The sequence below is a fragment of the Pseudomonas furukawaii genome (assembly GCF_002355475.1).
Taxonomy (GTDB): Bacteria; Pseudomonadota; Gammaproteobacteria; order Pseudomonadales; family Pseudomonadaceae; genus Metapseudomonas; species Metapseudomonas furukawaii.
Window position 1 is genome coordinate 1,407,209 of the sequence record NZ_AP014862.1, and the last position, 14,056, is coordinate 1,421,264.

The 14,056-nt window shown below is 68.5% G+C and carries 11 protein-coding genes and 1 riboswitch; of the genes, 3 read left to right on the plus strand and 8 right to left on the minus strand.

Annotation, left to right across the window (positions count from 1 at the left end):
- Nucleotides 1–42 precede the first annotated feature (42 nt).
- The 6 genes from uca to KF707C_RS06605 all read right to left on the minus strand — a co-directional run bounded on the left by uca (nucleotide 43) and on the right by KF707C_RS06605 (nucleotide 8,053).
- Nucleotides 43–3,630: an urea carboxylase gene (gene uca, locus KF707C_RS06580; protein WP_003453433.1), complete on the minus strand. Its 3,588-nt coding sequence runs from the start codon at nucleotides 3,628–3,630 to the stop codon at nucleotides 43–45.
- A 255-nt stretch (nucleotides 3,631–3,885) separates the two neighbouring features.
- Nucleotides 3,886–4,521, minus strand: a complete 636-nt coding sequence (locus KF707C_RS06585) for an urea amidolyase associated protein UAAP2 (RefSeq protein WP_003453431.1) — start codon at nucleotides 4,519–4,521, stop codon at nucleotides 3,886–3,888.
- Nucleotides 4,522–4,531: 10 nt separating this feature from the next.
- Complete coding sequence (locus tag KF707C_RS06590) at nucleotides 4,532–5,260, minus strand: urea amidolyase associated protein UAAP1 (protein ID WP_003453429.1); 729 nt, start codon at nucleotides 5,258–5,260, stop codon at nucleotides 4,532–4,534.
- The gene (locus KF707C_RS06595) at nucleotides 5,257–6,075 is read right to left on the minus strand and encodes an ABC transporter ATP-binding protein (RefSeq protein WP_003453427.1); all 819 of its coding nucleotides are present in this window, start codon (nucleotides 6,073–6,075) and stop codon (nucleotides 5,257–5,259) included. Before KF707C_RS06595 ends, KF707C_RS06590 begins: the two co-directional genes overlap by 4 nt.
- Nucleotides 6,072–6,887 carry an ABC transporter permease gene (locus KF707C_RS06600; RefSeq protein ID WP_003453425.1) on the minus strand — a complete coding sequence of 272 codons (816 nt, stop codon included), beginning with the start codon at nucleotides 6,885–6,887 and terminating at the stop codon, nucleotides 6,072–6,074. The genes KF707C_RS06595 and KF707C_RS06600 overlap by 4 nt, the downstream gene beginning before the upstream one ends.
- 104 nt (nucleotides 6,888–6,991) lie before the next feature.
- The gene (locus tag KF707C_RS06605) at nucleotides 6,992–8,053 is read right to left on the minus strand and encodes a putative urea ABC transporter substrate-binding protein (protein WP_003453423.1); all 1,062 of its coding nucleotides are present in this window, start codon (nucleotides 8,051–8,053) and stop codon (nucleotides 6,992–6,994) included.
- Between the two features lie 64 nt (nucleotides 8,054–8,117).
- A riboswitch (guanidine-I (ykkC/yxkD leader) is annotated at nucleotides 8,118–8,217 on the minus strand.
- 306 nt (nucleotides 8,218–8,523) lie between these two features.
- Here KF707C_RS06605 and KF707C_RS06610 point away from each other — a divergent pair.
- Nucleotides 8,524–9,069: a hypothetical protein gene (locus tag KF707C_RS06610; RefSeq protein WP_003453420.1), complete on the plus strand. Its 546-nt coding sequence runs from the start codon at nucleotides 8,524–8,526 to the stop codon at nucleotides 9,067–9,069.
- Nucleotides 9,070–9,119: 50 nt separating this feature from the next.
- Here KF707C_RS06610 and KF707C_RS06615 read toward each other — a convergent pair whose 3' ends face one another.
- Entirely contained in the window at nucleotides 9,120–9,632 is a 513-nt protein-coding gene (locus tag KF707C_RS06615; protein ID WP_003453418.1) for a BRO-N domain-containing protein, read from the minus strand.
- Between the two features lie 1,355 nt (nucleotides 9,633–10,987).
- Here KF707C_RS06615 and lapG point away from each other — a divergent pair.
- Entirely contained in the window at nucleotides 10,988–11,647 is a 660-nt protein-coding gene (gene lapG, locus KF707C_RS06620) for a cysteine protease LapG (protein ID WP_004420965.1), read from the plus strand.
- Between the two features lie 8 nt (nucleotides 11,648–11,655).
- The gene (lapD, locus tag KF707C_RS06625; RefSeq protein WP_004420964.1) at nucleotides 11,656–13,605 is read left to right on the plus strand and encodes a cyclic di-GMP receptor LapD; all 1,950 of its coding nucleotides are present in this window, start codon (nucleotides 11,656–11,658) and stop codon (nucleotides 13,603–13,605) included.
- 38 nt (nucleotides 13,606–13,643) lie between these two features.
- On the opposite strand, the gene KF707C_RS06630 is transcribed toward lapD, so the two are convergent.
- Entirely contained in the window at nucleotides 13,644–13,994 is a 351-nt protein-coding gene (locus KF707C_RS06630; RefSeq protein ID WP_004420963.1) for a hypothetical protein, read from the minus strand.
- Between the last annotated feature and the right edge of the window lie 62 nt (nucleotides 13,995–14,056).

Genomic DNA, 14,056 nt, shown 5'->3' on the forward strand with positions numbered 1-14,056 from the left:
AAGAACACCCAGCCCGCCGCCGGGGCGGGTGAGCCCCGCCGATCAGCCTTCCTCCAGCACCACCACCCGCTGCCCGGCGCGCACCGGCGAACCGGGCTGCACGCGCACCTCGCGCACCACGCCGTCGCGGGGGGCGGTGAGGGGGATCTCCATCTTCATCGACTCCAGGATCACCAGCACATCACCGGCCTTCACGCGGGCGCCTTCCGCCACCTGCACCTGCCAGAGGTTGCCGGCGATATGGCTTTCGATGGCGTGCTGGCCTGCGTCCAGGGGCGCATCGTCACCCATCTCCGGCGCCACCTCCTCGCTCTCGAAATGCGCCTGGCCGCTGGCGATCCAGCGCTCCCGCTCGGCATTGAAGGCGGCCTGTTGCCGGGTGCGGAAGGCGGCGATGCCCTCGGCCTCGGCGGCGAGGAAGGCCTGGTAGTCGGCCAGGTGCAGTTCGCTCTGCTCGATGCGCAACGGGAAGCGCCCGAGGGGAAAGTCGCGGCGGATGCGCAGCAGCTCCTCGGCAGACACCGGGTAGAAGCGGATCTGGTCGAAGAAGCGCAGCAGCCAGGGCTTGCCGTCGAAGGCTTTGAGGTCGCGGTAGCGGTTCCACATCTGCAGGGTACGGCCGACGAACTGGTAGCCGCCGGGGCCCTCCATGCCGTAGACGCACATGTAGGCGCCGCCGATGCCCACGGAGTTCTCGGCGGTCCAGGTGCGCGCGGGGTTGTACTTGGTGGTCACCAGGCGGTGGCGCGGGTCCAGCGGAGTGGCCACCGGCGCGCCGAGGTAGACATCCCCCAGGCCCATCACCAGGTAGCTGGCCTCGAACACCGTGCGCTGCACCTCGTCGAGATTCGGCAGGTCGTTGATGCGGCGGATGAACTCCAGGTTGCTCGGGCACCAGGGCGCGTCCTTGCGCACCGTGGTCATGTACTTCTCGATGGCCAGTTGGCAGGCCGGGTCGTCCCAGGACAGCGGCAGGTGGACGATGCGCGAGGGCACGGCCAGGTCCTGTGCGGCGCAGACGCCGTCCCAGAGCCCCGTGACCACCGCCAGCAGGCGTTCCAGGGACAGCGTCTCGGGCTGGTAATGCACCTGCAGCGAGCGGATGCCGGGCGTCAGGTCGATCACCCCGGCCAGCGCCTCGGCCTCCAGCGCCTGCATCAGCGCATGGGCGCGGAAGCGCAGCACCAGGTCCAGCTCCGCCGCACCGATTTCCAGCAGCAGGTGGGTGTCGCCGGAGAGACGCGCCACCAGGCGCTTGTCGCCTTCGCCGAGGTCGAGCACCACGGGAGAGGTGAGCTGCGGACGACTCCCTCTCCCTCCGGGAGCGGGTTGGGGAGAGGGGAGAGGGGAACAGGAGCGGGCCTCGGCGATGCTCACCGGCTCGAAGCGCACCCTGTCGCCGGCCTTGAGCTGGCCGAGCTGCCAGAGGTCGGCCTCGATCACCGTCACCGGGCAGACGAAGCCGCCGAGGCTGGGGCCGTCCGGGCCGAGGATCACCGGCATGTCGCCGGTGAAGTCCACCGCGCCGATGGCGTAGGGATTGTCGTGGATGTTGGAGGGGTGCAGGCCGGCTTCGCCGCCGCTCTCGCGCACCCATTCCGGCTTGGGCCCGATCAGGCGCACGCCGGTGCGGCTGGAGTTGAAGTGCACTTCCCAGTCGGTGGCGAAGAAGGTCTCGATATAGGCCGGGGTGAAGTACTCCGGCGCACCGTGGGGGCCGTAGATCACGCGGATGCGGCGCAGCTCCGGCAGCGGCGGGCAGAGTTCGGCGGGCAGGCGGGCGCCGGCGTCGCGGTCGGCCAGCGGTGCCAGGTGCAGCACGTCGCCGGCGCGCAGGGCGCGGCCACCATGGCCGCCGAACTGGCCGAGGGTGAAGGTGCTCTTGCTGCCCAGGTAGTCCGGCACTTGCAGGCCGCCGCGCAGGCACAGGTAGCTGCGCGCGCCGGCCCCCTTGATGCTGCCGATGGACAGCGTGGCGCCGGCGGGAATGAACAGCGCGGTGTCCATGGGCTGGGGCTGGCCGTCGAGGCTCAGCGGGATCGGCGCGCCGGTGACCGCCACCACCGCGTCGGTGTTGAAGCGCAGGCTGGGGCCGCTCATGGTGATTTCCAGGCCGGCGGCGCCTTCCGGGTTGCCCAGCAGGCGGTTGCCCAGGCGCAGGGCGCGGCTGTCCATGGGGCCGGACGGCGGCACGCCCACGGCCCAGTAGCCGAGGCGGCCGGGGTAGTCCTGCACGCTGGTCTGGGTGCCGGCGGCGAGCACTTCGACGGTGCTGGCGCGGTACGCCAGGCCCTCCAGGCAGCGGGTCCAGGGCGAGCCGCTGGCGAAGGGCGCGTCGGCCAGGATCTGTCGCAGGTAGTCGCGGTTGGTTTCCACGCCGTAGAGGGTCGTGGTGGCCAGGGCGCGGTCAAGGGCGGCGCTGGCGTCATCGCGGGTCGGCGCCCAGGCGATGACCTTGGCGATCATCGGATCGAAGTAGGGCGGGATCTCGCAGCCGGCTTCCACCCAGGTGTCGATGCGCAGGGCCTGGCCGTCCGCCTCGGGAAAGGCCACGGCGGTGAGCAGGCCGGGGCAGGGCTGGAAGTCGCGCCCCGGGTCCTCGGCATAGAGGCGCGCCTGGATGGCGTGGCCGCTGGGGCGCAGGTCCTTGGCCAGATCGGCGAGGGGCGCCAGGGTGCCGGCGGCCAGCTCGACCATCCAGCGCACCAGGTCGACGCCCCAGACCTGCTCGGTGACACCGTGCTCCACCTGCAGGCGGGTGTTCACTTCGAGGAAGTAGAAGCGTTCGGCCTCGCTGTCATAGACGAACTCCACGGTGCCGGCGCTGCGGTAGCTGACCGCCTTGGCCAACTGGATGGCGGCGGCGCAGAGTTCATCGGCCATCCCGGCCGGCAGGTTGGGCGCGGGAGTTTCCTCCAGCACCTTCTGGTTGCGTCGCTGCACCGAGCAGTCGCGCACGCCGAGCGCGATCACCTCGCCCCGTCCGTCGCCGAACACCTGCACCTCCAGGTGGCGGGCCCGTTCGATGTACTTCTCGATGAACACCCCGGCATCGCTGAAGTTGTTCTGCCCCAGGCGCTTCACCGCCTCGAAGGCGTCGGCAAGTTCGGCGGCGGTGCGGCACACGCGCATGCCGATGCCGCCACCGCCGGCGGTGCTTTTCAGCATCACCGGGTAGCCCACCCGCTCGGCGGCGGATTGGGCGGCGTCGAGGTTTTCCAGCAGGTCGGTGCCTTCCAGCATGGGCACGCCGTTGGCCTTGGCCAGGGCGCGGGCGGTGTGCTTGAGGCCGAACACCCGCAGCTGCGCAGGCGTCGGCCCGACGAAGGCGATGCCGGCGGCCTCGCAGGCCTCGGCGAAGGCGGCGTTCTCGGAGAGGAAGCCGTAACCGGGATGGATCGCCTGGGCGCCGCTCTCACGGGCGGCGCCAATGATCTTCTCCACCACCAAGTAAGTGTTGGCGGCCGGGCCGTCACCCAGGCTGATGGCTTGGTCCGCCTGCTGGATATGCAGGCTGGCGGCGTCGGCTTCGGAGTACACGGCGACCCCTTCGACGCCGAGCGGGCGGAGGGTGCGCAGGATGCGGCAGGCGATGGCGCCACGGTTGGCGATCAGGAGCTTCTTGAACATTGCAGAACCCTCGGGAGGGATGACGGGCCGTCCCGCCTTGTTCGTCTGCACCACGGTCGTCCGTGGCTGGGAGCTGGTTTGTAATTGGATGGGTAGAGCGGAGCGAAACCCATCAATCCGGAGCGATGGGTTTCGCAGGCTCTACCCATCCTACGGAGGTGCTTCGCGAACACTGGCCGGCCCGGCTCTGGCACAAGAGGAACAGCCAACGCCGCACCCCTTGCAGCTTGCCGCTCACCCCTTGCCGCTGCTTCTTCAATCCCATACCAGCACCTCCGCCGGGGTGGGGTTCCAGCCGTTGCAGGGGTTGTTCAGCTGCGGGCAGTTGGAGATGAGGACGATCACGTCCATGTGGGCCAGCAGCTCGACGTACTTGCCGGGAGCGGAGATGCCGTCCTCGAAGGTGAGGCCGCCTTCGGGGGTGACCGGCACGTTCATGAAGAAGTTGATGTTGGCGCTGATGTCGCGCTTGGTCAGGCGGCCGTCGTGCAGGCTGGCGCGCAGGAAGTTGTCGCGGCAGCTGTGCATGTAGCGCTTGTCCAGGGCGTAGCGCACGGTGTTGCTCTCCTGGGCGCAGGCGCCGCCGAGGGTGTCGTGGCGGCCGCAGGTGTCCGCGACGATGCTCAGCATCGGGTTGCCCAGGTTGGACCAGAGCACGCTGCCCGGGCCCAGGTAGACGCGGTTCTGCTTGCGCAGGGTGCGTTGTACGTCGTAGCGCTCGCGGGGGTTGCGGGCGCTGTAGAAGAGGGTGTCCACCGCCTGGTTGCCTTCCAGGTCGAGCAGGCGCAGGGTCTGGCCGGCCTTCACCTCGGTCATGAAGGGTTCGCCGGCGCCGATCACGGCGCGGTAGACGGCGGCTTCGGGGTGCTTGTCGCTGGGGAAAGCGTTCATCGGGCGGCCCTCAGATGTACAGGCGTTCGGTGTTGTGGAAGCCCCGGCCGTTTTCCGGGCGCGAGGTGCGGCAGAGCAGGGTGATGCCGTCGCTCTGTACCTGCTGCCAGCTGAGTCGCACCGGTCTCGGCGCGTAGGCCGGGTTGGGGTCCAGGGGGTGCTGCAGCGCGGTGAGCACCACCAGGGTGTCCATCGGGGCGTAGAGCTCCACATAGTCGCCGGCCTGGCTGTTGCCGGGCTCGAAGTGGAATCCGCCGTCGGCGTCCACCCTGACCTTGCTGAACAGGTTCAGGCACATCAGCAGGTCCGCCAGGCCCAGGTCCCACTTGCCCAGCTCCACCAGCAGGTTGTCGACGCCATTGCGGAAGAAGCCGTTGCGCAGTTCCTGGTAGCGGCCGATGCCGTACTTCTCGCGGACTTCCTCGGCGTTCAGCACGCCGCCGAAGCTGTCGTGCCAGCCGCAGGTGTCGGCGGTGATGGCGGCCAGCACCCGGCCCATGTCCGAGTAGAGGCAGTGGCCGGCCGTGAGCTTGGCGGTGTGCTGGCACTTGAGGCTGTCCGGCAGGTTCAGGCGCTCGCTCTTCTCATGGGCGTTGAGCAGCAGCAGGCTGACGTTGGCGCCGCCCTCCAGGTCGGTGAGGCGCAGCTGCTGCCCCCGCTTGAGCACGAAGGAGGTGTGGCCGCCGCCGGGGACGGTCTCTTCGTAGAGGGTGGGCCGCAGGGCCAGGGATTGGGTCATGGGAGGACTCCTGGTGAGTGGGCGACGGCGGGCAGCAGGGCGGCGCCGATCTCGGCCGGCAGGGCGTCGGCGAGGTCGCGCGCGGTGCGGCGGCCGGCGTTGAGCGGGATGTCGTAGGTGATGCGCGCACCAAAGGCATTGGGCGCCTGCGGGTCGTGGCGCACCTTGTCGAAGACCATCAGCCGGGTGCCCAGGCTGAAGCCCTCGGAAAGGTCGTGGGTGACCATGAATACCGTGAGGCGGGTTTCCTGCCAGAGCTCCAGCAGCAGCGCATGCATGTCCTTGCGGATGCCCGGGTCGAGGGCGCCGAAGGGCTCGTCCAGCAGCAGCACGCGGGGCTTCATCACCAGCGCCTGGGCGATGGCGAGGCGCTGCTGCATGCCGCCTGAGAGCTGCGCGGGGTACTTGTCCAGGGCGTGGCCTAGGCCGACCCTGGCGAGCATCGCGGCGGCCTGTTCGCGGGCCTCGCGCCGGGCGCCGCCGAACAGGCGGCCCAGCAGCGGCGAACGGGGCAGTTCCAGGCCCAGGGTGACGTTGTCCAGCACCGACAGGTGGGGGAACACCGAGTAGCGCTGGAACACCACGCCACGGCTGGCGTCGGGCTCGGCCACCAGGGGGCGGCCGTCCAGCAGAAGCTGGCCGCGGCTGGGTTTCTCCTGGCCCAGCAGCAGGCGCAGGAAGGTGGACTTGCCGCAGCCGGAGGCGCCGACCAGGGTGCAGAACTCACCTTCGGCGACGCTCAGGTTGAGGTTTTCCAGGACGGTCTGTTCGCCGTATGCCTGCCACAGGCTCCTGGCTTCGATGAACGCGCTCATGCCTTGGCTCCTTCGTACCAGGGGAAGGCCAGGCGGGTGAGCTGGCGCAGGCCCAGGTCCATCAGCCAGGCGAGCAGGGTGATCCACACCACGTAGGGCAGGATCACGTCCATGGCCAGGTAGCGGCGGACCAGGAAGATGCGGTAGCCGAGGCCGTCGGTGGAGGCGATGGCCTCGGCGGCGATGAGGAACAGCCAGGCCGAGCCCAGCACCAGGCGCAGGGAGATCAGCAGGCGCGGCAGCAGCTGGGGCAACACCACACGCAGGATCAGGGTCCAGGTGCTGGCGCCCAGGGTCTGGGCCTTGATCAGCAGCTCGAGGGGGATTTCCCGGGCGCGCTGCTCCAGGTCACGGGCGATCATGGGGGCGACGCCGATGACGATCAGCATCACCTTGGACAGCTCGCCCAGGCCGAAGACGATGAACAGGATCGGCAGGATCGCCAGCGGCGGCACCATCGACAGCACGGTGAGCAGCGGCGACAGTGGCGCGCCGAACAGCGGCAGGGTGCCCGCCGCGATGCCCAGGGCCAGCCCCGTCAGGGCGGCGATGGACAGGCCGATGCCCAGGCGCTTGAGGCTGGAGGCGCTGTCCTGCCAGAACAGGTAGGCCCCGCTGCGCTTGTCTTCGGTGAAGGCCAGGCGCTCCACCGCATCGACCATCTGCGCCGCGCTGGGCAGCAGCTTGTCGTTGGGGTTCTCCGCCAGCCGCGACGCCGAGCCGGTGAAGTAGGCGAACAGCAGCAGGGCGAAGGGCAGCAGGACCAGCATCAGCCGGCCGGCGCGGTCGGGGTGGCGGTTGATCAGGCGCATGGCGAGGTCTCGGTGATAGGGGGCGGGTAGGTTGGTGCCGAGGAACGAGGCCCAACGTTGGGCCGCGCTGCGCTTGGCGCCAACCTACGGGACCATGCTGGTGGTCAGAGCTTCCCGTCGGCGGCCATCTGCACGTAGGTCGGGTCGAAGCGCAGCTTGACGTTGCCCTTGTCGCCGGTGACCAGGCCCTTGGCGAAGCTCATGCCCACCGCGTGGGCGTCCCTGGCGCCTTCGCCCAGCAGGCCGTGGGCGAAGGAGAAGGTGGCCACCTTGTCCATGGTCGCCGGCAGCTTCGGGCTGGTGACGAAGGCCAGGGCCTCGGCGGGGGTGCCGAACAGGCGGGTGGCGTCCAGTTGCGCCTGGTAGCCGGCGAGGTCGGTGCCGGAGGCCTTGGCCATGTGCTCCAGGGCGGCGGTGCTCTCGGCGGTGCCGGCCTTCATCAGCGCGACGATCTCGAACCAGGCGCCGGTCAGCGCCTTGCCCAGGGCGGGGTTGTCCTTCAGGGTCTCGGTGTTCACCACCATCATGTCCATGATCTCGCCGGGCACCTTGCTGGAGTCGAACACCAGGCTGGTGCCGGGCTTGGCCTTGAGTTCGGCGAGCATCGGGTTCCAGGTGGTCACCGCCTGCACCTCGTCGGTGTCGAAGGCGGCGGCGATGTCGGCGTCGGAGGTGTTCACCACCTTCACGTCCTTCTCGGCGAGGTGGGCGCGCTCCAGGGCGCGGGCCAGCAGGTAGTGGGAGACGGACAGCTCCACCAGGTTCACCGGCTGGCCCTTGAGGTCCGCCAGGGTCTTGCCCTCGCCCTTGAGCACGATGCCGTCGTTGCCGTTGGAGAAGTCACCGACGATCAGCGCGGTGCTGTCCACGCCGCCGGCCGCGGGAATGGTCAGGGCGTCCATGTTGGTCATGGTGCAGCCGTCGAACTGGCCCGCGGTGTACTGGTTGATGGATTCGACGTAGTCGTTGAGCTGGGTGACCTTGATCTCGATGCCGTACTTCTTCGCCCACTTGTCGACGATGCCCTGGGTGGCGCCGTACTCCCACGGCATCCAGCCGGCGTAGATCGTCCAGCAGACGTCGAAGTTGCTTTTCTGGGCGGCGGAGCTGTTGAAGCTGAGGGCGGCGGCGAGGCCGGCGACGGCGAACAGACGGGGCTTGCGCATGGAGGACCTCCAGTTCGGTTGAGGGCGGGCGGAGCTGCGCGGCACATCCCAATCAAGGGGCGCGTTCTCCCGGGCTTTTGTCCCGCCGTGTAACCTCGCTGGAGGTCGCCAGCTCTCGGACCAGCCATCCGCCTGCGCGAACCGGAACCCTAGCCAGCCATTGCAAATTGTGGTGCCGCGATCCCGGATGGCCGGGTAGCTCCTGCACGCCTTGTACAAAGCGAAGGCCGTGCCAACCTCGCCAAAGGGCTCTGGAAAGGGGATTTCGGCGTTATGGGGCGACGGGGAGGCAGGGCGTCATGCCCGCTCATGGGGCGTCGGGCTTCAGGTTGGTGCATGCAACAACTGGAAAAGGATTTTTCCGACAGGGCGTGTGCGCCGTTCTGACAGGCCCGCTGTCCAACGCAGTGGGAGCAATCCCAGTCGCTGACATCTGTCTGCGCCGTCCCTCGCGGTCGAAGGAGGCCGCCATGTCCTATAGAGCCCTCATCCTTGCTGTGCTGAGCCTGTTCCTGGGCGGTTGTGCCGTCTACGACTACGACAACGACTACTACGGTCGCCGCTACTACGGCGACGACGATTACCGCGTGCATCGCCACTACTACGATCCGCCGAGGACGAACTACTACTACGTCGAGAAACGCTACGACGATCGCCACCACGATCGTAATTACGACCGCCGCTACCATGACGGGCGCCGGGATCACTACAAGTCGGATTACAAGCGCCATGACCGGCGCGACTACGACGACCGCAAGTACCACAAGGATCGGCGTTACTACCAGCCGCGCCAGGACAACTTCCAGGAACGCCGCCACGACTACAGCCCGCGCCTGCAGAACTGGGGGCACAACAAGGTCCAGCCCCATGCGGCACCGCGTGATCCCCGCCAGCCCGGCTACCGGCGCTCCGAATACCGCCAGCAGTACCGGGTCCAGCCGGGCTACGAGGCGCGGCCCCACCAGAACCCGCGCTACAACAACCGTAGCGACTGGTCGATGCAGAACCGCCGCTGACCGCCTCCCCGCAGCCTCGGGGACTGCGTTACCCCGAGGCTGCGGAGTGCCTAGCGGCCCGGCATCAGCGGCAGGCGCCGCCAGCTGGGCTCATCCCGCAATATCAGGTCGTCCTGCACGGCGAGGAACACCGGCAGGTCGCGGCGGGCGATCCAGATCTCGCCCTGCCACTTCACCACCCCCACCCGCTGGTCCGCCCAGCTCATGAACGCCCGGCGTGGGCTGGCGTCCGCTTCGCGGTGGGCGTCGTAGAGCGTGGGCAACACCTCTTCACCCATCCACCGCGCAAGGCTGCGGTGCTCCGGGTGCCAGAAGCGGTACAACGCCTTGAACACACCGGATTCGCTGATCACCTCGGCCTCTTCGAGAAAGCCGCTGGGATAGGCCAGCATCACCGCGCGTTTCTGCTCGGGGTCCATGCGATTGGGCAGGCGATAGGGGCGGCGGGCGGCGATCAGCAGGGCGAAGTCCTGAGCGACGAACCAGGGCTGGTGGTCGATCATCACCGCTCGCAGTTGATGGTTGTGCCGCTGGAAGGTGATCGGGGTGTATGCGTCATGCATGGTGGTACTCCATCTTCAGGTTCAGGGAACCGCCACCTGCGTCGCTAAACGGGAGGGTGGCGGACCGCGAGGGGTTAGCGAACCGGAAGATGGGTACCGGCAGACCGCAAGGTCTCCCCACGCGATCCGCCATTAAGGTGCTGTGGACAAGGATGGTCCTGCGAAAGGCCCTGTGCCCTTGCATGTCCCCACTGGCGTTGTCGCGCCATCTTTTCGGGTCGCTAAACCCGGCCACGGGACTGGCCGTGGCCGCCGCAGATTAGAAATCCGCACCGCCAGGGGCAACGGGTGTCCGTTGGTGTCGCCTGTAGGCCCTGTCCGAGTTCCGCGTCTGCACGCTGTGTCGGGTAGTGACCCACCGGCGAGGTCCGCTGCGGGCACGCCGATGGGTTTCGCTGCGCTCTACGCCATCCTACGGGCCGCTCGCCGGCACGCTTGTAGGGTGGGTCACGCTCCACCGACCCACCGGCGAGGTCCGCTGCGGGGGCGGTGATGGGTTTCGCTGCGCTCTACGCCATCCTGCGGGCCGCTCGCCGGCACGCTTGTAGGGTGGGTCACGCTCCACCGACCCACCGGCGAGGTCGGGTGCGGGCGCGTTGATGGGTTTCGCTGCGCTCTACGCCATCCTACGGTCTGCTGGCCGGCACGCTTGTAGGGTGGGTCACGCTTCACCGACCCACCGGCGGGGTCGGGTGCGGGCACGTTGATGGGTTTCGCTGCGCTCTACGCCATCCTACGGGCCGCTCGCCGGCACGCTTGTAGGGTGGGTCACGCTCCACCGACCCACCGGCGAGGTCCGCTGCGGGTACGGCGATGGGTTTCGCTGCGCTCTACGCCATCCTACGGGCCGCTCGCCGGCACGCTGTGTAGGGTGGGTCACGCTTCACCGACCCACCGGCGAGGTCGGGTGCGGGCACGGCGATGGGTTTCGCTGCGCTCTACGCCATCCTACGGGCCGCTCGCCGGCACGCTTGTAGGGTGGGTCACGCTTCACCGACCCACCGGCGGGGTCGGGTGTGGGCACGTTGATGGGTTTCGCTGCGCTCTACGCCATCCTACGGGGCGCGGTGCGGCGCCTGGCTTTTGTAGGAGCCGGCTTGCCGGCGAATGGCGTGGCTCACGTTTCACCGACCCACCGGCGAGGTCGGGTGCGGGCACGTTGATGGGTTTCGCTGTGCTCTCCGCCATCCTGCGGGTGCTCACCTGTGCGGCTGCGATAGCGGCAAAGCGCCATTGTTTTTTCCGGGTGCAGCCCGCACCATTCGCGGCTCGTTCCAGGGGCGCGTGGCCCCGAATCAGGAAGGCGGATGTTCCGAGCGGGTGTGGGCGTGTGGTGGCGTGGGCGAGGACGGCGGATGCCGGTCCTGGTGCTGCCGTTGCTGCTGGCCCTGCTGGCGGGCGCCCTGCAGGCGGACTGGGATTTCGCACTGATCAGCCGGCGTGCCGAGGCGCTCTATGGGCCTCTGGGGCCGGGCAAGGCCCGCATCGATGAATGGCAGGCGCTGCTGGGGCGTCTGTCCGGTGCCGACGAGGAGAGGCAACTGGAGGAGGTGAACCGCTTCTTCAATGCCAAGCTGCGCTTTCGCGATGACATCGCGCTCTGGCGGCAGACGGACTACTGGGCGACGCCCGTGGAGGCGCTGCGCATCGGCGCCGGTGACTGCGAGGACTTTGCCATCGCCAAGTACTTCACCCTGCGGCGACTCGGGGTGCCCAGCGAGAGATTGCGCATTACCTACGTCAAGGCGCTGCGCCTGAACCAGGCGCACATGGTGCTGACCTATTACGCCACGCCCGATGCCATGCCCCTGGTGCTGGACAACCTGGTGGGCATCATCCGCCCGGCCAGCCAGCGCACCGACCTGTTGCCGGTCTACGCCTTCAATGCCGAGGGCTTGTGGCTGCCCGGCAAGGCTGGTGGCAAGCAGGTGGGGGACGCCAAGCGCCTGTCGCGCTGGCAGGAATTGCTGAAGAAGATGAAAGCCGAGGGGTTCCCGGTGGAACCGGGCCGATAGGAGTCGAGATGTCCCTGTTCAAACAGTTGTTGATCGCCATCTGCCTGTTCCTGGTGGTCGCCTTCACCGGGAGTTTCGTGGTGGGGCTGGAGAGTTCCCGGGAGCAGTACGCCAACCAGCTGCGCTCCCACGCCCAGGACGCCGCCACCGCCCTGGGGTTGTCCCTGACGCCCCATGTGGACGACCCGGCGATGATGGAGCTGATGGTCAGCTCCATCTTCGACAGCGGTTATTTCGAGAGCATCCGGGTGATCGACCTCGGGACCGGCAAGGCCCTGGTGGAGCGTTCCGGCGTGCCTGATGCGACGGGCGCCGAGGTGCCCCGATGGTTCGTCGACCTGATCGACCTGCGCGCCGAAGGTGGCGACGCCCTGGTCAGCCGGGGTTGGGAGCAGGCGGCGCGGGTGGAGGTGCAGAGTCACCCGCTGTTCGCCATCGCGAGGCTCTGGCGCAGCGCCCTGGGCAGCCTGGGCTGGCTGCTGGTCTGTGGCCTGGTCAGCGCCGGGCTGGGGGCCTTCCTGTTGCGCCGCCAGCTCAAGCCGCTGGACTACATGGTGGCCCAGTCCCACGCCATCGCCCGTCGGGAATTCCTCAGCCTGCCGGAGCTGCCGCGCACCCCGGAGCTGCGCCGCGTGGTGCAGGCGATGAACCAGATGGTGGAGAAGCTCAAGGCGCTGTTCCAGGAGCAGGCCGAGCGCAGCGAGCGCCTGCGGGACGAGGCCTACAAGGACAGCCTGACCGGCCTGGCCAACCGTCGTTACTTCGAGATGCAGCTGCAGGCGCGACTGGGCGCCGAGGACCAGGCCAATGCCGGCTACCTCCTGCTGGCGCGTGTCCATGATCTGTCCGGCTTGAACCAGCGCCTGGGTGGCCAGCGCACCGACCAGTTGTTGCTGGCGGTGGCCGAGTTGCTCGCCCGCGAGGCGGCGGGGCTGGGCGCCGGTCAGCTGGTGGCCCGCAGCCGAGGGGGGGATTTCGCGGTGCTGGCGCCGGGCCTGATGACCGAGGAGGCCGAGCAGCTGGCGCTGCGCCTGGAAGGAGCCCTGGCCAACCTGGTCAGCACGGGGGCGGCGGATGCGCTGCCGGTGGCCCATCTGGGCCTGGCGCTGTTCAACCCGGGGGACGACCTGGCGGCGCTGCTGCGGCTGGCCGACGAGGCCCTGGCCAAGGCGGAAAGCCAGGGCGAGCGCACCTGGGCGATGGTGATCCGGGGCGAGGCCCCCCGCATCGGCGACGAGCGTCACGCCTGGCACCAGTTGCTGGACCGCGCGCTGGGCCAGCGTCAGGTTCAGCTCTACTTCCAGCCGGTGGTGGACAGCCGCGAACCCGCCCGGGTGCTGCACTACAAGGTGCTTTCGCGCCTGCGCGACGAGGCGGGCGAGCCGATTCCCGCCGGCCGCTTCCTGCCCTGGTTGCAGCGCTTCGGCTGGACCTCCCGTCTTGACCTGCTGATGCTGGAACGGGTGCTGGAGCAGATGGCCGGCCACAGCGAGACCCTGGCGCTGAACCTGTCCGGTGCCCTGCTGCGGGAGCCGAAGATGCTGGAGAAGGCCTTCGAGTTGCTCCGTCGCCATGCCCAGTTCGGTCCGCGCCTGGTGCTGGAACTGGAGGAAGACCAACTGCCCGAACAGGCGGCGCTGGAGCAGCTGACCCGGCGTCTGCGGGAGCTGGGGTTCAGCCTCAGCCTGCAGCACTTCGGCGGCCGCTTCAGCATGATCGGCAATCTGGCGCGGTTGGGACTGGCCTACCTGAAGGTGGACGGCAGCTACATCCGTTCCATCGACCTGGAGGCGGACAAGCGCCTGTTCATCGAGGCCATGCAGCGCGCCGCCCACAGCATCGACCTGCCGCTGATCGCCGAACGGGTGGAAACCCAGGGCGAGCTGCAGGTGCTGCGGGAAATGGGGATACAGGGTGTGCAGGGCCAGCTCTTCGGGGCGCCGGCGCCCTGGCGTTGAGGCGTGGGCCCGGTGCGCGCCGGGCCATCGCCGTGGGCTCAGATCAGCCCTGAGCCCGCGTCTTCATCATCATCCACGATCAGCCGGGAAATACCGCCCAGGGCTTCCCGCGCCTGGTTCCGGCTGAGCAGCTTGGACTGCGCGGCCGGGGGCAGGTCGGTGATGCGGATGATGCCTTTGGTCATCAGCACGGTGATGAGGTCATCGAGCACCCGGATCATGTCCAGGTCGCTCTGCTTCAACTGAAGCAGGCTGCTCTGCATGGCGAGATTGGCGTACCAGGCCTGGATCTCCTGGTCATCGGCGGGCAGTTGGCCGGTCATTTCGGCGAACTCGGCCGCTTCGACGCGGACCAGCTTTCCTTCTTCGTCGCGCTGGATGTAGAGCATGGTGGGTCTCCCTGGAGGATGCCGCAGCATGAAGGCTGACATCGGCCCTCCGCAACCGTCTG